Raw genomic sequence first — 20,740 nt, 5'->3', positions numbered from 1 at the left:
CGTCCGCGCGCCGGGCACGTCCGGCGCGCGGGGTCCGCGGACCGCGCGCGGCGCGCTCAGCCGGCGGCGGCCGTCCGGCGCTCGGCCCGGCCGCCCAGCGGGACGGCGGGCGGGACGGCCGTGCTGGCGCGCACCACCAGCCGCGGGCTGACGGCCTCGGGGTGGACGAGGCGGTCGCTGAGCCGGCCCAGGAGCACCTCGACGCAGCGGCGCCCGACCTCGGCGAAGTCCTTGTGGACCGTCGTCAGCGGCGGGGTGAGGTACGCGGCGTCGGGCATGTCGTCGAAGCCGACGACGCTGACGTCGCCGGGCACCGCGCCGCCCGCCTCGGTGACGGCGCGCACCACGCCCAGGGCCATGTGGTCGTTGGCGGCGAAGACGGCGGTCGCGCCGTCCTCCAGCAGGCGCAGCGCCGCCAGGTACCCCGAGGCGGCCGTCCAGTCGCCCCGCACGGGCGCCGGCACCACGCGCAGGGTCTCCACCAGCGCCGTGCGCCAGCCGGTCGCGCGGGCGCGGGACTCGGCCCAGTCGGCCGGGCCGGCGAGGTGGTGGACCGTGCGGTGGCCCAGCTCGACGAGGTGCCGGACGGCCTCGTGGGCGGCGGCCACCTCCAGCCAGTACGCGTCCGGCAGGCCGGGTCCGTCCAGGCCGGGAGCGAGGACGCACGGGACGACGGCGTCCGCGGCCGCGACGGTCTCCTGCGCGGCGTCCTCGGGGACGATGGCGACCACGCCCTCGACGGACTGCTCGTGCAGCTCGCGCAGCGCCTCCTCGACCGTCTCGGGGAGGATGTCGCGCACCATCACCACGCTGACGGAGTACCCCGCGGCCCGGGCGGCCTCCTGCACGCCGAGGAGGGTGGCGGCGGTGCCGTGCAGGGTGGCCCGGGCCGCGACCACCCCGATGCGCCGGCTGCGCCGGGTGACGAGGGCGCGGGCGGCGGCGTTGGGGCGGTAGCCCAGCTCGGCGATGGCCGCCTCGACGCGCTCGCGCGTGCGCCGGGCCACCGACGGGGACCCGTTGACGACGCGCGAGACGGTCTGCTGGCTGACGCCGGCCAGCTCGGCGACGTCGGCCAGGACGGGCGTGCGCACGGGTTCGCCGTCGGCGTCGGGGGTGCCGCGGTTCCGTCTCATGGGCGATCGTCCTGACCTGGGGCCGGCCCGGGGGCCGGGCGGTGCGCCGGTCCGGCGCCGGGACTCCGGCGGGACCCGCGCGCAGCGGGTGGGTGGGGAGGGACCGGTGGTGCCGGGCGGCGACCGCGCCGCCGCACCCCGGGGACGCGCCGAGAGTAACCCAGCGGACGGAACCGCGGGACGTCCTCCACCGTTGGAGCAGTTCTGCTTGACGGCCCCGCTGTTAACGCTAACAATGCTCGACGGGACACAGCTCCGACGGGGACCGGGACGAGGAAGCCCGGCGCCGGAGCGCCGCCCTGCACCACCGATCGGCGGTGCACACCCCCTTGCGTCATGCCCTTGGACCATGACGTCCACGAGGTACAGAGGAGTTCCGCCGTGAAGACACGTCACCCCCTGCTCGCCCTGAGCGCCGGTCTGGTCCTCGCCCTGTCCGCCTGCGGCGGCGGCGGCGCCGGTTCGGGCGAGGGCGGCGGCGGCGCTGCCGCCGGCGGCGGCGACGACGGCCAGGTGACCGTCGGCGTGGCCATGCCGACCGAGACCTCCGAGCGCTGGATCGCCGACGGCAACAACGTCAAGGCGGGCCTGGAGGAGGCCGGGTACGAGGTCAACCTGCAGTACGCGAACGACGACATCCCGACCCAGTCGCAGCAGATCGACCAGATGATCACGACGGGCAACGACGTGCTCATCATCGCCGCGATCGACGGCACGGCCCTGACGAGCCAGCTGGCCGCCGCGGCCGACGCCGGCATCCCGGTCATCTCCTACGACCGCCTCATCCGCGGCAGCGAGGACGTCGACTTCTACGTCTCCTTCGACAACTTCAACGTCGGTGTGCAGCAGGGCACCTCGCTGCTGAACGGCCTCGGCCTGCTCAACGAGGACGGCTCGCGCGGCGAGGCGACCGGCCCGTTCAACGTCGAGCTGTTCGCCGGCTCGCTGGACGACAACAACGCGCAGTTCTTCTGGGACGGCGCCATCAGCGCCCTGCAGCCGTTCATCGACGACGGCTCCATCGTCGTGAAGTCCGGCCAGACCGACATCGCCCAGGCCGCCACCCTGCGCTGGGCGCAGGAGACGGCGCAGCGGCGCATGGAGGACCTGCTGACGTCGGCGTACAACGACGGCAGCCGCGTCGACGGCGTCCTGTCGCCCTACGACGGCATCTCGCGCGGCATCATCACCGCGCTGACCAACGCCGGGTACGGCGGTGCGGACCGTCCGCTGCCGACCGTCACCGGTCAGGACGCCGAGATCGCCTCCGTCAAGCTCATCAACGACGGCGTGCAGTACTCGACCATCTTCAAGGACACCCGCCAGCTGGCCGAGCAGGCCGTCACCGCGGCCCAGGCGTACGTGGACGGCGAGGAGCCGGAGGCGAACGACACCGAGACGTACGACAACGGCGTCAAGGTCGTCCCCTCCTACCTGCTCGAGTCGCAGATCGTCACGCGCGACAACGTCACCTCCGCGCTCGTCGACACCGGGTACTACACCCAGGCCCAGGTCGACGCCGGCCAGGCCTGACCCGCAGCGCCCCGCGCCCGCCCACCCGGCCCCCGGGTGGGCGGGCGCTCCCCGCGGGTCCCGCACCCGCACCCCCGCCCCACCCCTGCTCACCCCTTGAGGACGACGGTGCGTCGATGACCGACAACATCCTGGAGATGCGCTCCATCACGAAGACGTTCCCCGGCGTGAAGGCGCTCTCGGACGTCTCGCTCTCGGTGCGCCGCGGCGAGGTCCACGCCATCTGCGGCGAGAACGGCGCCGGCAAGTCGACGCTGATGAAGGTCCTCTCGGGCGTGTACCCGCACGGCACCTACGAGGGGGAGATCCACTTCGACGGCCGCCTGAGCGAGTTCCAGGGCATCAACGACTCCGAGCGCGCCGGCATCGCGATCATCCACCAGGAACTGGCGCTCGTGCCGTTCCTGTCGATCGCCGAGAACCTGTTCCTCGGCAACGAGCGCCGGGGCCGCGGCGGGCTCATCGACTGGCACCGCGCCAACGGCGAGGCCTCCAAGCTGCTGGCCCGCGTCGGCCTGGACGAGAACCCGACGACCCCCATCGGCCAGCTCGGCGTCGGCAAGCAGCAGCTCGTCGAGATCGCCAAGGCCCTGAGCAAGGACGTCAAGCTCCTCATCCTCGACGAGCCGACGGCCGCGCTGAACGACACCGACTCCGAGCACCTGCTGGGCCTGCTGCGCCAGCTGCGCACCGAGGGCATGACCAGCATCATGATCTCGCACAAGCTCAACGAGATCGAGTCGATCGCCGACTCCACGACCATCATCCGCGACGGTCGCACCATCGAGACGATGGACATGCGCGCCGACGCGGTGACGCAGGAGCGCATCATCCGCGGCATGGTCGGCCGCGACCTGGACAGCCGCTACCCCGAGCGCGAGTCGCACCCGGGCGAGGAGGTCCTGCGGATCGAGGACTGGACCGTCGGGCACCCCGTGCAGGACCGCCTCGTCGTCGACGGCGCCTCGCTGTCCGTGCGGGCCGGTGAGGTCGTCGGCATCGCCGGGCTGATGGGTGCAGGGCGCACCGAGCTGGCGATGAGCGTGTTCGGCCGCTCCTACGGCCGCTACCTGGGCGGGCAGCTGTACAAGCGGGGGAAGCCGGTCCGGGCGCGCTCGGTGCAGGAGGCCATCGGCCTCGGCCTGGCGTACGCCACCGAGGACCGCAAGAAGTACGGCCTGAACCTCATCGACGACATCAAGCGCAACGTGTCGGCCGCCGCCCTCGGCAAGCTGTCGCGCGTCGGCCTCGTCAACGCGCACGAGGAGATCCGCGTCGCCGAGGGCAGCAAGCGCAGCATGAACATCAAGGCCCCGACCGTGATGGCGCTGACCGGCAAGCTGTCCGGCGGCAACCAGCAGAAGGTCGTCCTGTCGAAGTGGATCTACGCCGACCCGGACGTCCTCATCCTCGACGAGCCCACCCGCGGGATCGACGTGGGCGCCAAGTACGAGATCTACACGATCATCAACCGGCTGGTCGCCGCCGGCAAGGCCGTCATCGTCATCTCCTCGGAACTGCCCGAGCTGCTGGGCATCTGCGACCGCATCTACACGCTGTCGGCCGGGCGCATCACCGGTGAGGTGCCGCGCAGCGAGGCCACCCAGGAGAGCCTCATGGCCCTCATGACCCGCGAGAAGGTCGCCGCACCCGCCGGTGCGGCCACCACGGACCCCGCGCCCGTCTCCCCGCCGGCCGCCGTCGCGGCCGACCGCGTCCCGAACCCGTCCCAGGAGGACCCGCGATGAGCACCAACGTCGTCAAGAGCCCGCCGGGCAGCACCCCGCCCAAGCACGAGGTGCACACCGGCACCGCGAACCCCTTGCGCGCCATCGCCGGGAACCTGCGCACCAGCGGCATCTACATCGCCTTCGTGGTCGTCGTGCTGCTGTTCGCGGTGCTCACCGACGGCCTGTCGCTGAGCCCGGGCAACATCACCAACATCGTCCTGCAGTACTCCTACGTGCTGGTGCTGGCCATCGGCATGGTGATGGTCATCATCGCCGGGCACATCGACCTGTCCGTCGGCTCGGTCGTGGCGCTCACGGGCGCGGTCTCGGCCCAGCTCGTCATCGGTTCCGGTCAGCCGTGGTGGGTCGGGATCCTCGCGGCGATCGCCGTCGGGCTCGCCATCGGCGCCTGGCAGGGCTTCTGGGTCGCGTTCGTCGGCATCCCCGCGTTCATCGTCACCCTGGCCGGCATGCTGCTGTTCCGCGGCCTGACGTACTACGTCCTGGACAACGTCTCCCTGTCGCCGTTCCCGGCGGAGTACGGCCGCGTCGCGACCGGTTTCCTCAACGGCCTGTTCGGCGGGTACGGCTACGACGCGTTCACCCTGTTCATCGGCGCCTTCGCCGTCGTCGGCTACGCCGCCCAGCAGATCCGCACCCGCCGCGCCCGCATCCGCTACGAGCAGGTCGTCGACGCGATGCCGCTGTTCGTGGCGCGCATCGCGATCGTCGCGCTGGTCGTCATGGCCTTCGCCTGGCAGCTGGCGCACAGCCGCGGCCTGCCGATCGTCCTGATCATCCTGGCCGTGCTCATCCTCGTGTACTCGGTCGTCACCAAGTCCTCGGTGTTCGGCCGGCAGGTCTACGCCATCGGCGGCAACCTGTCCGCCGCCCAGCTGTCCGGCGTGAACGTGCGCCGCGTGAACTTCTGGCTGTTCGTCAACATGGGCTTCCTGGCGGCCATCGCGGGCATCATCTTCTCCTCGCGCTCCAACGGCGCCCAGCCCGGCGCGGGCACCGGCTTCGAGCTCGACGCCATCGCGGCCGTCTTCATCGGCGGAGCCGCGGTCACCGGCGGCATCGGCACCGTGACCGGCGCGATGGTCGGCGGTCTGCTCGTGGGTGTCATCTCCAACGGCATGCAGCTGCTGAACGTCGACCAGTCCCTGCAGTCGGTCATCAAGGGCCTGGTGCTGCTGCTGGCCGTCGCCTTCGACGTGTGGAACAAGCGCCGCGGCGGCGTCCGCTGACGCGCTGCTGACCTCCCGAGGTCGCGAGGGGCCCCGGCCGGGGGACGGCCGGGGCCCCTCGCGCGTGCGGCCCGCCGCGCGCGCCCGCGGTGCGGGCCGGGACTACGGTGCCGGTGTGCTGCGCGTGGGGCTGACCGGGGGCATCGGGGCCGGCAAGTCGACCGCCGCCCGGCGCCTGGCCGGGCGGGGGGCCGTCCTCGTGGACGCCGACGTGCTGGCCCGCGAGGTCGTCGCGCCCGGCACCGAGGGCTTGGCGCAGGTCCTCGCCGCCTTCGGGCCGGAGGTCCTGACGGCGGCCGGGGAGCTGGACCGCCCCGCCCTCGGCCGCCGGGTCTTCGGCGACGAGGACGCCCGGCGGACCCTCAACGCGATCGTGCACCCGCGGGTGGCCGCCCGCCGCGCCGAGCTGGCCGCGGCCGCCCCGGCCGACGCCGTCGTCGTCGAGGACGTCCCCCTGCTCGTGGAGACGCACCTGGGCGCCACCTACCACCTCGTCGTCGTCGTCCACGCCGACGTGGAGGAGCGCGTGCGCCGCCTGGTCGACGAGCGCGGCAGCAGCGAGGCCGACGCCCGCGCCCGCGTGGCCGCCCAGGCCGGCGACGCCGAGCGCCGCGCGGCCGCCGACGTGTGGCTGGAGAACCCCCGCCGCACCGGCCCGCCGGGGGCGGACGACCCGCTGCTCGCGGCCGTCGACGCGCTGTGGGACGAGCGGCTCGTCCCGTTCGAGGCGGCCGTGCGCGCGGGCCGCCCGCCCGCCCGGGCCGCCGCCACCACGACCGGCGGCCGCACCGGCCCGGACCCCTCCTGGCCGCAGCAGGCCGCGCGCCTGGCGGCGCGGGTCGCGCGCGCGGCCGGGACCGCCGGGCGGGGGGTCGAGCACGTCGGCCCCACCGCGGTGCCCGGCCTGCCGGCCGAGGACGTCCTGCGGCTGCAGCTGGCCGTCCCCGACATGGCCGCCGCCGACGCCGTCGCCCCGGCACTGGCCGCCGCCGGGTGGCCGCGAGCGCTCCGGGAGGCCGGGGTCGAGGGCGACGGGGACGCGGGGACCCGCCGGCACGCCTCGGCCGATCCCGGCCGTCCCGCGGACCTGCACGTGCGGGTGCTCGGCTCGCCGGCCTGGCGCCGGGCCCTGCTCGAGCGCGACCACCTGCGCGCCGACGCGGACGCGCGCGCGGCGTGGTCCGCGGGGCGGCGGGCCGGGGACCGGGCCGAGGAGTGGGCCGCCGAGCGCGGCTGGGTGCCCCCGCTGCCCGGCGTGCCCTGAGGCCCGCGCTCGCCGGGCGCCCGTGTCGGAGGGGCGACCTAGCATGAGCGCATGCGGCCGACGACAGACATCCAGCGGCGCGTGGCGCCCTTCGAGGTGGTCTCCGAGTTCTCCCCCTCCGGGGACCAGCCGGCGGCCATCGCGGAGCTGGCCCGCCGCGTGCGCGCGGGGGAGCAGGACGTCGTCCTCCTGGGTGCCACGGGCACCGGCAAGTCGGCCACGACGGCCTGGCTCATCGAGCAGGTGCAGCGCCCGACCCTGGTCATGGCCCCGAACAAGACGCTCGCCGCCCAGCTGGCCAACGAGTTCCGCGAGCTGCTGCCGAACAACGCCGTCGAGTACTTCGTCTCCTACTACGACTACTACCAGCCCGAGGCCTACGTGCCGCAGTCGGACACGTACATCGAGAAGGACTCCTCGATCAACGACGAGGTGGAGCGCCTGCGGCACTCGGCGACCAACTCGCTGCTGACCCGCCGCGACGTCGTGGTCGTCGCCACCGTCTCCTGCATCTACGGCCTGGGCACGCCGCAGGAGTACGTCGACCGCATGGTGACGCTGAAGAAGGGCGACACCATGGACCGCGACGACCTGCTGCGCCGCTTCGTCGCCGAGCAGTACACCCGCAACGACCTGGCGTTCACCCGCGGCACGTTCCGGGTGCGCGGGGACACCGTGGAGATCATCCCGCAGTACGAGGAGCACGCGATCCGCGTGGAGTTCTTCGGCGACGAGATCGACGCGCTGTACACGCTGAACCCGCTGACGGGGGAGGTGCTGCGCGAGGAGGAGCTCGTCTACGTCTTCCCCGCCTCGCACTACGTCGCCGGCCCCGAGCGCCTGGAGCGGGCCGTGGCCTCGATCGAGGCCGAGCTGGCCGAGCGCCTGGCCGAGCTGGAGCAGCAGGGCAAGCTGCTGGAGGCGCAGCGCCTGCGCATGCGCACCACCTACGACGTGGAGATGCTGCGCCAGGTCGGCACGTGCTCGGGCGTGGAGAACTACTCCCGGCACATGGACGGCCGCGAGCCGGGGTCGGCGTCCAACACGCTGCTGGACTACTTCCCCGACGACTTCCTGCTGGTCGTCGACGAGTCGCACGTCACCGTGCCGCAGATCGGCGCCATGTACGAGGGGGACGCCTCCCGCAAGCGGACCCTGGTCGACTTCGGGTTCCGCCTGCCCAGCGCGATGGACAACCGGCCGCTGCGCTGGGAGGAGTTCCTCGAGCGGATCGGGCAGACCGTCTACCTGTCGGCCACCCCCGGCGACTACGAGCTGTCCCGCAGCGACGGGGTGGTCGAGCAGATCATCCGGCCGACCGGCCTGGTCGACCCGGAGGTCGTCGTCAAGCCGACCAAGGGGCAGATCGACGACCTGCTGCACGAGGTCCGGGCGCGCGCCGAGCGCGGTGAGCGCGCCCTGGTGACGACCCTGACCAAGAAGATGGCCGAGGACCTCACCGACTACCTGCTGGAGCAGGGCGTGCGCGTGCGCTACCTGCACTCCGAGGTCGACACCCTGCGCCGGGTGGAGCTGCTGCGCGAGCTGCGCCAGGGCGAGTTCGACGTCCTCGTCGGGATCAACCTGCTGCGCGAGGGCCTGGACCTGCCCGAGGTGTCGCTCGTGGCGATCCTCGACGCGGACAAGGAGGGGTTCCTGCGCTCGGCGACCTCGCTCATCCAGACGATCGGGCGCGCCGCCCGCAACGTCTCCGGGCAGGTGCACATGTACGCCGACACCGTCACCCCGTCGATGGCCAAGGCCATCGAGGAGACCAACCGCCGCCGCGCCAAGCAGGTCGCCCACAACCGCGAGCGCGGGGTGGACCCGACGCCGCTGCGCAAGCGGATCGGCGACATCACCGACCTCATCGCCCGCGAGGACGCCGACACGGCCGCCCTGCTCGGCGGTGGCGGGCGCACGCAGTCGCGCGGCAAGGCGCCCGTGCCCGGCGGTGGGCGGGGGGCCGCGATCGGCCGCGACGTCGGCCCGGGCCCGCGGGCCGGCTCGCTGGCGCAGGCGGACCTGGCCGACCTCGTGCAGCAGCTGACCGACCAGATGCACTCGGCGGCCGAGGAGCTGCAGTTCGAGCTGGCCGCCCGCCTGCGCGACGAGATCGGCGACCTGAAGAAGGAGCTGCGGGGGATGCGCGCGGCGCAGGGCGCCTGAGGGACGGGGCGCCCGTCAGCTCGCGCGGCCGGCGGCGCCGTCACGCCCCGGGACGGCGTCCTCCTGCGGTGCGGCGTCCAGCGGGCGCAGCAGGGGCACGGGGGAGACGCTGCCCGTGGCCGTCAGGTAGGCCAGCAGGGTCTCGCTGACGTCGCGCAGCTGCTCCTGCTGCTCGGGCGTCAGCTGGTCGAAGACCGTCCGCCGGACGGTCTCCACGTGCGAGGGGGCCGCGGCCTCCAGGGCCGCCATCCCGGCGTCGGTGAGCACGGCGTTGAAGCCGCGGCCGTCGGTGGCGCACGGCTCGCGCCGGATCCAGCCGCGGTCCTCCAGGCGGGAGACGGCGTGCGAGACGCGGCTGCGCGAGGACAGCGAGCTCTCCGCCAGCTCGCTCATGCGCAGCGTGCGCCCGGGGGCCTCGGACAGGCGCACCAGCATCTCGTAGTAGGTGTGCGGCACCCCGGCCTCCTGGTGCAGCTGCCGGTCCACGCGCTCGGTCAGCAGCTGCGTCATCGACAGGAACGCCCGCCACGTCCGCTGCTCGCCGTCGTCCAGCCAGCGCACGGCGCCGGGCGCGTCCCCCGTCCCGGGGTCCGCGTCCGTGGTCGAGGGTGTACGCGCCGTCATGTCGCCATGGTACGCAGCGCGTTCAACCACCTGCGTCCCCCGACCGGTGGACCCCGGCCCGGTCGTGCGCGGTCCGGGGACCGGCCGCCCGCCCCCGCGCGCGGACGACCGTGTCGGGAGCGGGACCTAGGGTTGGGGGGTGGCTCCTCGCAACCCCTCCAGCAGTGCGCCGCGGACCGCCGCACCCCAGCCCGCCGCCGCACCCGCCGCCGCCCCGCCGGCCCCCCGGGGCCGCTCCGGCGGCGGCGCCCGGCGCACCTCCGCGGCCGCCTCCGCGCCCGTCCAGGTCCGCCGCGGCGCGCCCGTCGCCTCCGACCGCCTCGTCGTGCGCGGCGCGCGCGAGCACAACCTCAAGGACGTCTCGGTCGACCTGCCGCGCGACAGCCTCGTCGTCTTCACGGGGCTGTCCGGCTCGGGCAAGTCCTCCCTGGCCTTCGACACGGTCTTCGCCGAGGGCCAGCGCCGCTACGTGGAGTCGCTGTCCGCCTACGCCCGCCAGTTCCTCGGGCAGATGGACAAGCCGGACGTCGACTTCATCGAGGGGCTGTCACCGGCCGTCTCCATCGACCAGAAGTCCACCTCGCGCAACCCGCGCTCGACCGTCGGCACGATCACCGAGGTCTACGACTACCTGCGCCTGCTCTTCGCCCGCGCCGGCCGCCCGCACTGCCCCGTGTGCGGCGAGCCCGTGGGCCGCCAGACGCCCCAGCAGATCGTCGACCAGCTGCTCGAGCTGCCCGCCGGCACCCGCTTCCAGGTCCTCGCGCCCGTCGTGCGCGACCGCAAGGGCGAGTACGCCGAGCTCTTCCGCGAGCTGCAGTCCAAGGGCTTCGCCCGCGCCCGCGTCGACGGCGAGGTCGTCCCGCTGGACGCCCCGCCGACGCTGGAGAAGAAGCTCAAGCACACCATCGAGGTCGTCGTCGACCGCCTCGTCGCCAAGGACGGCGTCAAGCGCCGCCTCACCGACTCCGTCGAGACGGCCCTCGTCCTCTCCGGCGGCCTCGTCGTGGCCGACCTGGTCGGCGTCGAGGGCCCCGAGGGCGAGCGCCGCTTCAGCGAGAAGATGGCCTGCCCCAACGAGCACCCCCTCGACATCGACGAGGTGGAGCCGCGCTCGTTCTCCTTCAACTCCCCGTTCGGCGCCTGCCCCGTGTGCACGGGCATCGGCACCCAGCTGGAGGTCGACCCCGAGCTCGTCGTGCCCGACGAGGACCTCTCCCTGGCGCAGGGCGCCGTCGCCCCCTGGGCGTCCGGCTCCTCCGACTACTTCCAGCGCCTGCTGACGGCGCTGGCCGAGGACCTGTCCTTCAGCGTCGACGTGCCGTGGCGGGCGCTGCCCAAGCGCGCCAAGGACGCCGTGCTGCACGGCAAGGACCACGAGGTCCACGTGCGCTACCGCAACCGGTGGGGCCGCGAGCGCTCCTACTCCACGGGCTTCGAGGGCGTCATCCCCTTCGTCAAGCGCCGGCACGAGGAGACCGACTCCGACTGGAGCAAGGAGCGCTACGAGGGCTACATGCGCGAGACGCCCTGCCCGGCGTGCCGCGGCGCGCGCCTGAAGCCGTCGTCGCTGGCCGTGCGGGTGGGGGACAAGTCGATCTCCGAGGTCTGCGCCCTGCCGATCGACGAGTGCTCGCGGTTCCTGAACGCCCTGGCCCTGTCCCCGCGGGAGAAGCGGATCGCCGCGCAGGTCCTCAAGGAGGTGCAGGCGCGGCTGGGCTTCCTGCTCGACGTCGGCCTGGACTACCTGTCCCTGGACCGCCCCGCCGGCACCCTGTCCGGCGGCGAGGCCCAGCGCATCCGCCTGGCCACCCAGATCGGCTCCGGGCTGGTGGGCGTGCTGTACGTCCTGGACGAGCCGAGCATCGGCCTGCACCAGCGCGACAACCGCCGGCTCATCGACACGCTGACCCGGCTGCGCGACCTCGGCAACACCCTCATCGTCGTCGAGCACGACGAGGACACCGTCCGCGTCGCCGACCACATCGTCGACTTCGGCCCCGGCGCCGGCGAGCACGGCGGGGAGGTCGTCCACTCCGGCGACCTGGCCGGGCTGATGGCCAACCCCCGCTCGCTGACCGGGCAGTACCTGTCGGGCCAGCGCCGCATCGAGGTGCCCGCCCAGCGGCGCCCCGTGGACCCGGCCCGCCAGCTGACGGTGACCGGCGCGCGCGAGCACAACCTCAAGGGCGTCGACGTCTCGTTCCCGCTCGGCTGCCTCGTGGCCGTCACCGGGGTGTCCGGCTCGGGCAAGTCCACCCTGGTCAACGACATCCTCTACACGGTGCTGGCCAACAAGCTCAACGGCGCCCGCCGGGTGCCCGGCCGGCACAAGTCCGTGCAGGGCCTGGAGCACCTCGACAAGGTCGTGCACGTCGACCAGGGGCCCATCGGCCGCACCCCGCGCTCGAACCCGGCCACGTACACGGGCGTCTTCGACCACATCCGCAAGCTGTTCGCCTCCGCGCCGGAGTCGAAGCTGCGCGGGTACCAGCCCGGGCGGTTCTCCTTCAACGTCAAGGGCGGGCGCTGCGAGGCGTGCTCCGGCGACGGCACCCTGAAGATCGAGATGAACTTCCTGCCCGACGTCTACGTGCCGTGCGAGGTGTGCCACGGCGCCCGCTACAACCGCGAGACGCTCGAGGTGCACTTCAAGGGCAGGACGATCGCCGAGGTCCTCGACATGCCGATCGAGGAGGCCGCGGAGTTCTTCGCCGCCGTGCCGGCCATCGCCCGGTACATGACGACGCTGACCGAGGTGGGCCTGGGGTACGTGCGCCTGGGCCAGCCCGCGACGACCCTGTCCGGCGGGGAGGCCCAGCGCGTCAAGCTGGCCACCGAGCTGCAGCGGCGCTCCAACGGGCGCACCGTCTACGTGCTGGACGAGCCCACCACGGGCCTGCACTTCGAGGACATCCGCAAGCTGCTGGGCGTCGTGCAGGGCCTGGTGGACAAGGGCAACAGCGTCCTGGTCATCGAGCACAACCTCGACGTCGTCAAGAGCGCGGACTGGATCGTCGACATGGGTCCCGAGGGCGGCGGCGGTGGCGGCACCGTCGTGGCCTGCGGCACCCCCGAGGAGGTCGCCGCGGTGCCGGCCAGCTACACCGGCCGGTTCCTGGCCGAGGTGCTCGGCACCCCGGCCGCCCCGCGCCGCAAGCGCGCCCGCGCCAGCTGACCCGGCCCCGCCCCCGGGCGGGGTCGGCGGGGCGGATCACGGCGCGTGGTCGACCACGCGCTGCGCCGTGACCGCTGCCCAGCAGGAGGATCGACGCAGCGTCGAGGCCGTGCGACCGTCCGTACGTCGTGTTCCGCCGTTGCGGGAAAGGCCGGGCCCGGGCGGCCCGGGCGGTGCCACACTCCCCGAGGCCCAGGCCGCGGCGCCCCGCGGTGGTCGGAACTCACCGAGGGAGCGTCGCGTGGACGCAGCACGTGCAGGGACCCCCGTCAGCGCGTCCGGCGCGTCCGTGGCGACCGGTCCGTCGGGCGGCGCCGCCCTCCCGCGGCAGCGCTCCGCGCAGGTCGCGCCGTCGGTGCGGGCCGCGGACCGCGCCGTGCGGTGGCTGCGCACGTCGGGCATCCAGGGGGCCTCGGGCGGGTACCGCTCGTGGTTCGACCGCACCAGCGGGCAGTACCCCTTCGAGTACGCCGAGGTGACGGGGTACCAGGTGACCCTCGCCGCGTGGCTGGCCGCCCGCGGCGACACCGGTTCCCTGCCGGACGCGGACCGGGCCGTGGCCTGGCTCGCCGGGGCGGTGCAGGCCGAACCCGGCGCGTTCCGCTGCCTGGAGGCCGGGCACGCCGTGGGCCGGTTCCGCGCCAAGGCCGACCGGCTCTACACCTTCGACGCCGGGATCATCCTGCAGGGCCTGCTGGCCCACCACCGCGCCACCGGCAGCGACCTCGCCCGGCGCACCGCGCTGGCCACGGGGCGCTGGCTGCTGCGCCACGTCGCGGCCGACGGCACGCTCGACCCCTGGCCCGCCACGCCCACCGCCGGGCGCTGGCAGGACGCCCCCGCCGACTGGTCCACCCGCCCGGGCGTCCACCACGCCAAGGTCGCCATCGGCCTGGCCGCCCTGGCCGAGCTGACCGGCGACGGCGACGCCCGCCGCGCCGCCGTCGCGCTCTGCGAGGACGCCCTGCGCCACCAGCTGCCCTCCGGGCGGTTCGTCACGAACCCGGTCGCCGGCTCCACCAACCTGCACCCGCACAGCTACGCCGCCGAGGCGCTGTGGGCCGTGGGCGCCGCCACCGGCCGCGGCGACCTGCGGGAGGCCTCGGAGCGGGCGACCCTGTGGGCGCTGGCGGCCGTCGACGCGGACGGCCTGCCGCCGCGCCGCTGGGCCGACGGCGCCCACGGCGGCGTCGTGCGCCACCCCCGCGTCGACGCCGTCGCCCAGGTGCTGCGCCTGGCCGCCCTGCACTCCCTGCACACCACGGCCGCCGCGCGGCGCCTGACCGCCGCCCTGCTGGCCCACCAGGTCGACGACCCCGCCGACCCGCGCGCCGACGGCGCCTTCGCCTTCGGCGCCTCCACGGCCGGCGAGCCGCTGCCGCACGCCAACGTGTGGGTGAGCGCCTTCGCCGCGCAGGCGCTCCTGCTGGCCGCCGACGACCGGCGCGGCGCACCCGGCCTGGACTGGCGGCACCTTGTCTGAGCCGTCGCCCCAGCCGTCGCCCCAGCCGTCGTCCCGGACGGGTGGGCCCGCGCGCACCGTCCTGCTGCTCATGACCCGCCCCCTGGCGGGCGCGGGCGGACGCGGGGCCGTCCTGCGCACGGTGGTGGACAGCCTCGTCGCGGCCGGTCACGTCGTGCGCTGCGCCGTCGTCGGCGGCCCCGCCGTCCCGGACCCGGTGACCGGCGCGGCGTCGGTGCACCGCCTGCCCGACGTCGCGCTGCTCGACGTCCTGACCGGTGGGCACGCCCGGCGGCGGGGGCTGCGCAGCTGGAACGAGCGGCTGTACTGGTCCCCGGCGGCCGCCGCCGCCGTCCGCCGCCTCGTCGCCGAGCACGCCGTGGACCTCGTCGTCGCCGACGGCGTGCGCCTGGCCGCCCACGCGGAGGACTCCGGCGCCCCGTGGTTCGTCGACCTGGACGACCTGCTGTCCGAGCGCTACGACCTGTGGCGCACCCGCCGCATGGACCTGCACCAGCTCCTGGGGCACCGCCGGCCCGCCGGCCCGGCCGCGACCGTCCTGCGCGCCGTGCCCGTGCGGCGGCTGCTGCGGGCCGAGGCGCGCGCGCTGCGCGCCCGGGAGGTCGACCTCGCCCGCCGCGCGCCCGGCGTCTCGCTGGTCTCGCCGGTCGAGGCCGCGCGCCTGGCCGAGCGCTCCGGCACCGCCGTCCGCGCCCTGCCGATGGCCGTGTCCACCGCCGTCCACCGCGACTGGCGTCCCGGCGGCCTCCCGGCCCCGCTGGACCGCCGCCTCGTCTTCCCCGGCAGCCTGACGGCCTTCGCCAACGAGGAGGCCGTGCGCTGGTGGATCGAGGAGCTGGAGCCGGCGCTGCGCGCCCACGGCCTGCGCGGCTGGCAGCTGCACGTCTTCGGCGAGGTCCCCGCGCAGGCCGCCGCCCGCGTGCGGGCCCCCTCGGTGGTGCTGCGCGGCGCGCTGCCCCGCGAGCGCCTGCACGCCGAGCTCGTCCGGCACGCCCTGCTCCTGGCCCCCCAGCGCGAGGCGCTGGGGCTGACCGTCAAGGTCGTCGAGGCCGCCGCCCTGGGCCTGGTGCCCGTGACCACCCCGCAGGGCGCCTCCGGCCTCGGCGCCGAGCCCGGCCGGGACCTGCTCCTGTTCGGCGGCGGCGACGACCTCGCGCGCGTCCTGGCCGACGTGGAGCGGTGGGCGCGCGAGGACCCCGCCGCCCTGCCCGCGATCGCGGCCCGGGCCCGCGCCTGGGCGGGGTCGTCGTTCTCGCCCGCGGTGCTGACCGGCCGCTGGGCCCGCGTCGTCGAGGACCTCGTGCCCGGGCCCACCGCCACCGCCACCGCCACCGCCCGCGACGCCGTCCCCGCCGTCCCCGCCGCCCGGCGCACCCCGCACCCGACCCGAGGAGGTACCCGGTGAGCGCACCCGCCGCCGAGGACGCCCGCGAGAGCACCCGGCCCGGCGACGGCGGCGACCCCGTCGTCGTCGTGGGCGCCGGCCCCGCCGGCCTGGCCGCCGCCGAGCACCTGCTCGACGCGGGCCTGGACGTCGTCGTGCTGGAGGCCGCCGGCCAGGTGGGCGGCCTGTCGCGCTCCCGCACCCTGTGGGGGCGGCGCTACGACCTCGGCCCGCACAGCTTCTGGTCCACCTCCCACCCCGAGTCGGTCGCCCGCTGGCTGGACCTGACGGGCGGGCGCGTCGAGCGCACCGCCGTGCGCCGCGCCGGCGTCTGGCGCGGGCAGGTGGTCGGCTTCCCGCCCGGTCCGCGCGACGTGCTGCGCGTGGCGGGGCCGGCGGGCGCGGCCCGGCTGGCCGCCTCCCGCGCCGCGGCGCGCGCCGGAGCCCCCGGCGCCCGTCCCGGCTCCGCGCCCGGCGGCCCGCGCACCGCCGAGGACGCGCTCGTGGCCCACCACGGCCGCGCGCTCGTCGAGGAGCTGTTCGCCCCGTACACGCGCAAGTACCTGGGCCGCTCCCCGGCCGAGCTGTCCCCGTCCTTCGCCGCCCGGCTGCTCGGCAGCCGCACCGGCTGGAGGGGTCCCGTGGAGCTGCTGACCCCCGTCGACGGCACGGGCGGCGTGTGGGAGGAGCTGGCCCGGCGCCTCGAGCGGCGCGGCGCGCGCGTGCGCCTGGGCGCCGCCGTCACCGGGCTGGACACCGCGCCCGGCCCGGACGGCACCGGCCGCGTCACCGCGGTCCGCCTGGCCCGCCCCGGGCACCCGGACGGCGAGGAGGTGCTGCGCTGCCGCGCCGTGGTGAGCACCCTGCCGCCCGGCCCGCTGCTGCGCTGGCTGACCGGCGCGGCGGACGCGGCTCCCGCCGCGCCGCCCGCGCCCGCGCCCGCGCTACGCAGCCGCGACACGCTGCTGGTGCACCTGCTCGTCGAGGGCCGGGTCGGCCAGGACGCCCACTACGTGACCGCCTACGACCCGTCCGTGCGCACCGGCCGCCTGACCAACACGCGGGTGTGGCGGCCGGAGACCTTCCGCGGCGCCGGGCGCACCGTCCTGTGCGCGGAGTTCTGGAGCTCCGGCGACGACGACCTCGCCGCCGCCGGGGACGCCGACCTCGTCACCCTCGCCACCTCCGAGCTGCACCTCTTCGGGGTGCGCCCTCAGGTGCGCATCCTCGACGCCGACGTGCTGCGCCTGCCGCGCAGCGTCCCCGTGCCGGCGCTCGGGCTGGAGGACGCGCGCGCCGCGCTGGACGCCCGCCTGGACCGCTGGGCCAACCTGGCCCGGGTCGGCCGGCACGGCACCCACACGTGGGACGGGCAGGAGGACTCCCTGCTCGTCGGGCGCAGCATCGGCCGCCACGTCCTCGACCTGCCCGCCTGAGCGGGTCCGGCCCCGCGGCGCCACCCGGCGCCGCGGGGTCCCGCGCTCAGGCGAGCGCGGTGACGAGCTTGACGACGGACTCGACGACGACGCGGCTGGCCGAGCCGTCGCCGTAGGGCGAGGGCACCTCGCGCAGGGCGGCCGGGTCCTCCGCCAGCGCCTCCCGCACCGCCCGCCCCAACCGCACCCCGCCGGGGACCAGGGACGCGAAGGTGCCCAGCACCTCCGGCCGCTCGGTGGAGCGGCGCACGACGACCAGGCGCTTCTTCAGGACGCTGACCTCCTCCTGCACGCCGCCGGAGTCGGAGACGACCAGCCGGGCCAGCGCCTGCAGCGCCAGGAACCGCGCGGGCGGGACGGGGGCCAGGGCCCGCACGGGGCCCAGCAGCCCCTCCAGGCCGTGCTCGCGCAGGCTGCGCAGCGTGCGCGGGTGCGCGGGGAAGACGACGGGCAGGTCCACGGTCGCCAGCTCGGCGAACACCCGGCGCAGCACTTCGGGGTTGTCGGCGTTCTCGGGCCGGTGCAGCGTCAGCAGGAGGAACTCCTCCGGCAGGTCCAGCTCGCGGGCGGTGCGGGCGCGCTCGTCGGCGTCCGGCAGCAGGTGGTGCACGCTCTCCACGACGGTGTTCCCGGTGAGCAGGATCCGCTCGTCCGGCACGCCCTCGGCGCGCAGGTTCGCCACGGCGGTCGCGGTGGGCGCGCAGCACAGGTCGGCGAGGTGGTCGACGAGGACGCGGTGGTGCTCCTCGGGCATGCGCCGGTCGTGGCTGCGCAGCCCCGCCTCCACGTGCACCAGCGGCACCCCGGCGGTGTTGGCGGCCAGCGCACCGGCCAGCGCGGCCGTCGTGTCGCCCTGCACGAGCACGCACGAGGGCCGGCGCTCGGCGAACAGCGCGTCCAGCGCGGAGACCGCGGCGCCCAGCTGCTGCCCGCGCGAGCCGCCGCCGATCCCCAGGGGCAGCGGCTCGGTGCCCAGCCCCAGCTCGGCCGTGACGTCGGCCCACAGCTCCGGGTCCCAGTGCTGGCCGGTGTGCACGACGAGACCGGCCGCGCCCAGGCGGCGCACCACCTCCGCGAGCTTGATGGCCTCGGGGCGGGTGCCCAGCACGACGGCCACCGGGCCCGGCGCGCCCGGGCCGGCGGGGAAGCCCAGGGGCCGGCGCAGCGCGGGCGGCAGGCCCGGCGAGGGCACCACCGGCGCGGCCGCCGGGGAGCCGGGGGACGCGCTCGCGGGGGCGCCCCCGGGAGCGCTCGCGGGAGCGCTCGCGGGAGCGCCCGCAGGAGTGCTCACGGGGGTGCCCACAGGGGTGCTCACGCCCGGACGCTAGGTCCCGGCGCGTCCCGCCGCGGGGGTTTCCGCCGCCCGGACCGCCGACGTCACCCGGACGCGGACCCGGTGTCGCACAGCGTGATCGGCGGGGCACCGCGGGGGACGAGCGCGACCTGTCGGGGGCGCGACCTACCCTGACGACGTGCCCGACCCCGCCACCTACCGCCCGAAGCCGGGGGAGATCCCCGTCGAGCCGGGCGTCTACCGCTTCCGCGACCCCGGCGGCCGGGTGATCTACGTCGGCAAGGCCAAGAGCCTGCGCGCGCGGCTGTCGAACTACTTCCAGGACCTGTCCGCGCTGCACCCGCGCACGATGGCCATGGTGACCACGGCCGCGAGCGTGGAGTGGACGGTGGTGGCCAACGAGGTCGAGGCGCTGCAGCTGGAGTACTCCTGGATCAAGGAGTTCGACCCGCGGTTCAACGTCAAGTACCGCGACGACAAGTCCTACCCGTACCTGGCGGTGACCATGGGCGAGGAGGTGCCGCGCGTGCAGGTCCTGCGCGGCGCCAAGCGCAGGGGCACCCGCTACTTCGGGCCCTACACGCACGCCTGGGCGATCCGCGAGACCGTCGACCTGCTGCTGCGGGTGTTCCCCGTGCGCACGTGCTCGACCGGTGTCTACAAGCGCGCGGCGCAGGTGGGCCGCCCCTGCTTGCTCGGCTACATCGACAAGTGCTCCGCGCCCTGCGTGGGCCGGGTCTCGCCCGAGGAGCACCGCGAGCTGGCGCAGGACTTCTGCGACTTCATGGCCGGGCAGACGCAGCGCTTCGTGCGCCGCACCGAGCAGGAGATGCGCGCGGCGGCCGCGGACCTGGACTTTGAGCGCGCGGCCCGCCTGCGCGACGACCTCGGGGCGCTGCAGCGGGCGCTGGAGAAGTCCGCCGTCGTGCTGCCCGACGCCACCGACGCCGACGTCTTCGCCATCGCCGACGACGAGCTGGAGGCCGCGGTCCAGGTCTTCCACGTGCGCGGCGGGCGGGTGCGCGGCCAGCGCGGCTGGGTCGTGGAGAAGGTCGAGGACGTCGGCGCACCCGAGCTGGTGGAGCAGCTGCTGCTGCAGGTGTACGGCGGCGAGAGCGGTGAGGGCGTCCCGCGCGAGGTCCTCGTCCCGAGCCTGCCGGCCACGGTCGAGGGCGACGTGGAGGACTGGCTGAGCGAGCTGCGCGGTTCGCGCGTGGACCTGCGGGTGCCCCAGCGCGGGGACAAGCGGGCGCTCATGGAGACCGTGCAGCGCAACGCGGTGCAGGCGCTCGCGCTGCACAAGACGCGCCGCGCCGGCGACCTGACCACCCGCAGCCGGGCGCTGCAGGAGGTGCAGGAGGCCCTCGGGCTGGAGGACGCCCCGCTGCGCATCGAGTGCTTCGACGTCTCGCACACCCAGGAGACCAACGTCGTCGCCTCGATGGTCGTCTTCGAGGACGGCCTGCCCAAGAAGGGGGACTACCGCCGCTTCAGCGTGCGCGGCGACGAGGGCGGTGTGGACGACACCCGCGCGATGCGCGAGGTGCTGCTGCGCCGCTTCCGCCGCCAGCGCGCCGACGCCGCCGGCCCCGCCGACGAGGTGGGCGCGGCGGACGGGACGAGCGGCGCGGTGGAGCTCGCCGACGGCGGCCCCTCCGCGGCCGCGCCGCGGGACGTCCCGGCCGGCATCGACCCCGACACGGGCCGCCCGCGCCGCTTCGCCTACACGCCCAACCTCGTGGTCGTCGACGGCGGCCGCCCGCAGGTGGAGGCGGCCGCGCGCGCGCTGGCCGACGCCGGCGTCGTCGACGTGGCCCTGTGCGGGCTGGCCAAGCGCCTGGAGGAGGTGTGGCTGCCGGGGGAGGAGCACCCGGTGGTGCTGCCGCGCACCAGCGAGGGCCTGTACCTGCTGCAGCGGGTGCGCGACGAGGCCCACCGCTTCGCCATCACCTACCACCGCGGCAAGCGCAGCCGCGCCATGACCGCCAGCGCCCTGGACGGCGTGCCGGGTCTCGGGCAGACCCGCCGCACCGCCCTGCTCAAGCACTTCGGCTCCGTCAAGAAGCTGCGGGCGGCCTCGGAGGAGGAGGTGGCCGCCGTGCCCGGCGTGGGCCCGCGCACGGCCCGCGCCGTCGTGGCCGCGCTCGCCGGTGCGGGCGCGGGTGCGGCCGGTGCCGGGACGGGCGAGGCGGCCGACGCGCTGCCCGCGTTCGACGCGGCGACGGGCGAGCTCCTGGACTGAACCCGCCGCTGCTGTCG

Annotated in this window: 13 protein-coding genes; 10 read left to right on the top strand and 3 right to left on the bottom strand. The window is 75.5% G+C overall.

Annotation, left to right across the window (positions count from 1 at the left end):
• Window positions 1-56 precede the first annotated feature (56 nt).
• Window positions 57-1,136 carry a LacI family DNA-binding transcriptional regulator gene (locus AB8M62_RS06630; RefSeq protein ID WP_369052198.1) on the bottom strand — a complete coding sequence of 360 codons (1,080 nt, stop codon included), beginning with the start codon at window positions 1,134-1,136 and terminating at the stop codon, window positions 57-59.
• A gap of 381 nt (window positions 1,137-1,517) precedes the next feature.
• On the opposite strand from AB8M62_RS06630, the gene chvE reads away from it, so the two are divergent.
• The 5 genes from chvE to uvrB all read left to right on the top strand — a co-directional run bounded on the left by chvE (window position 1,518) and on the right by uvrB (window position 9,082).
• On the top strand, window positions 1,518-2,669 hold the full coding sequence (chvE, locus tag AB8M62_RS06625) for a multiple monosaccharide ABC transporter substrate-binding protein (RefSeq protein WP_369052197.1): 1,152 nt from the start codon (window positions 1,518-1,520) through the stop codon (window positions 2,667-2,669).
• 116 nt (window positions 2,670-2,785) lie between these two features.
• Window positions 2,786-4,417 (top strand): multiple monosaccharide ABC transporter ATP-binding protein, encoded by a 1,632-nt coding sequence (gene mmsA, locus AB8M62_RS06620; RefSeq protein WP_369052196.1) that lies wholly within the window; start codon window positions 2,786-2,788, stop codon window positions 4,415-4,417.
• The gene (mmsB, locus tag AB8M62_RS06615; RefSeq protein ID WP_369052195.1) at window positions 4,414-5,649 is read left to right on the top strand and encodes a multiple monosaccharide ABC transporter permease; all 1,236 of its coding nucleotides are present in this window, start codon (window positions 4,414-4,416) and stop codon (window positions 5,647-5,649) included. The genes mmsA and mmsB overlap by 4 nt, the downstream gene beginning before the upstream one ends.
• A 115-nt stretch (window positions 5,650-5,764) precedes the next feature.
• A complete protein-coding gene (gene coaE, locus AB8M62_RS06610; protein WP_369069014.1) occupies window positions 5,765-6,913 on the top strand; it encodes a dephospho-CoA kinase in 1,149 nt (382 codons plus the stop codon).
• Between the two features lie 51 nt (window positions 6,914-6,964).
• Window positions 6,965-9,082, top strand: coding sequence for an excinuclease ABC subunit UvrB (gene uvrB / locus AB8M62_RS06605; RefSeq protein WP_369052193.1), 2,118 nt, complete (start codon window positions 6,965-6,967; stop codon window positions 9,080-9,082).
• 15 nt (window positions 9,083-9,097) lie between these two features.
• On the opposite strand, the gene AB8M62_RS06600 is transcribed toward uvrB, so the two are convergent.
• A complete protein-coding gene (locus AB8M62_RS06600) occupies window positions 9,098-9,592 on the bottom strand; it encodes a MarR family winged helix-turn-helix transcriptional regulator (RefSeq protein WP_369069020.1) in 495 nt (164 codons plus the stop codon).
• A 439-nt stretch (window positions 9,593-10,031) separates the two neighbouring features.
• Here AB8M62_RS06600 and uvrA point away from each other — a divergent pair, with 439 nt between their 5' ends.
• The 4 genes from uvrA (at window position 10,032) to AB8M62_RS06580 (ending at window position 17,187) form a co-directional block, all read left to right on the top strand.
• On the top strand, window positions 10,032-12,884 hold the full coding sequence (gene uvrA / locus AB8M62_RS06595; RefSeq protein ID WP_373694873.1) for an excinuclease ABC subunit UvrA: 2,853 nt from the start codon (window positions 10,032-10,034) through the stop codon (window positions 12,882-12,884).
• Window positions 12,885-13,173: 289 nt separating this feature from the next.
• Window positions 13,174-14,367, top strand: coding sequence for a glycoside hydrolase family 127 protein (locus AB8M62_RS06590; RefSeq protein WP_369069012.1), 1,194 nt, complete (start codon window positions 13,174-13,176; stop codon window positions 14,365-14,367).
• A gap of 70 nt (window positions 14,368-14,437) precedes the next feature.
• The gene (locus AB8M62_RS06585) at window positions 14,438-15,772 is read left to right on the top strand and encodes a glycosyltransferase family 4 protein (protein WP_369069011.1); all 1,335 of its coding nucleotides are present in this window, start codon (window positions 14,438-14,440) and stop codon (window positions 15,770-15,772) included.
• Window positions 15,769-17,187 (top strand): protoporphyrinogen/coproporphyrinogen oxidase, encoded by a 1,419-nt coding sequence (locus tag AB8M62_RS06580; protein WP_369069010.1) that lies wholly within the window; start codon window positions 15,769-15,771, stop codon window positions 17,185-17,187. The genes AB8M62_RS06585 and AB8M62_RS06580 overlap by 4 nt, the downstream gene beginning before the upstream one ends.
• A gap of 46 nt (window positions 17,188-17,233) precedes the next feature.
• Here the strand turns inward: AB8M62_RS06580 and wecB are convergent, their stop codons facing one another.
• Window positions 17,234-18,340 (bottom strand): non-hydrolyzing UDP-N-acetylglucosamine 2-epimerase, encoded by a 1,107-nt coding sequence (gene wecB, locus AB8M62_RS06575; RefSeq protein WP_373694872.1) that lies wholly within the window; start codon window positions 18,338-18,340, stop codon window positions 17,234-17,236.
• Window positions 18,341-18,659: 319 nt separating this feature from the next.
• Here wecB and uvrC point away from each other — a divergent pair, with 319 nt between their 5' ends.
• Window positions 18,660-20,723, top strand: a complete 2,064-nt coding sequence (uvrC, locus tag AB8M62_RS06570) for an excinuclease ABC subunit UvrC (RefSeq protein WP_369069008.1) — start codon at window positions 18,660-18,662, stop codon at window positions 20,721-20,723.
• Window positions 20,724-20,740: the final 17 nt, after the last annotated feature.

The sequence above is a fragment of the Kineococcus terrestris genome (genome assembly GCF_041020755.1).
Classification (GTDB): Bacteria; Actinomycetota; Actinomycetes; order Actinomycetales; family Kineococcaceae; genus Kineococcus; species Kineococcus terrestris.
Note: the sequence above shows the minus strand (reverse complement) of the source record. Positions and strands in the feature narration are given on the sequence as shown.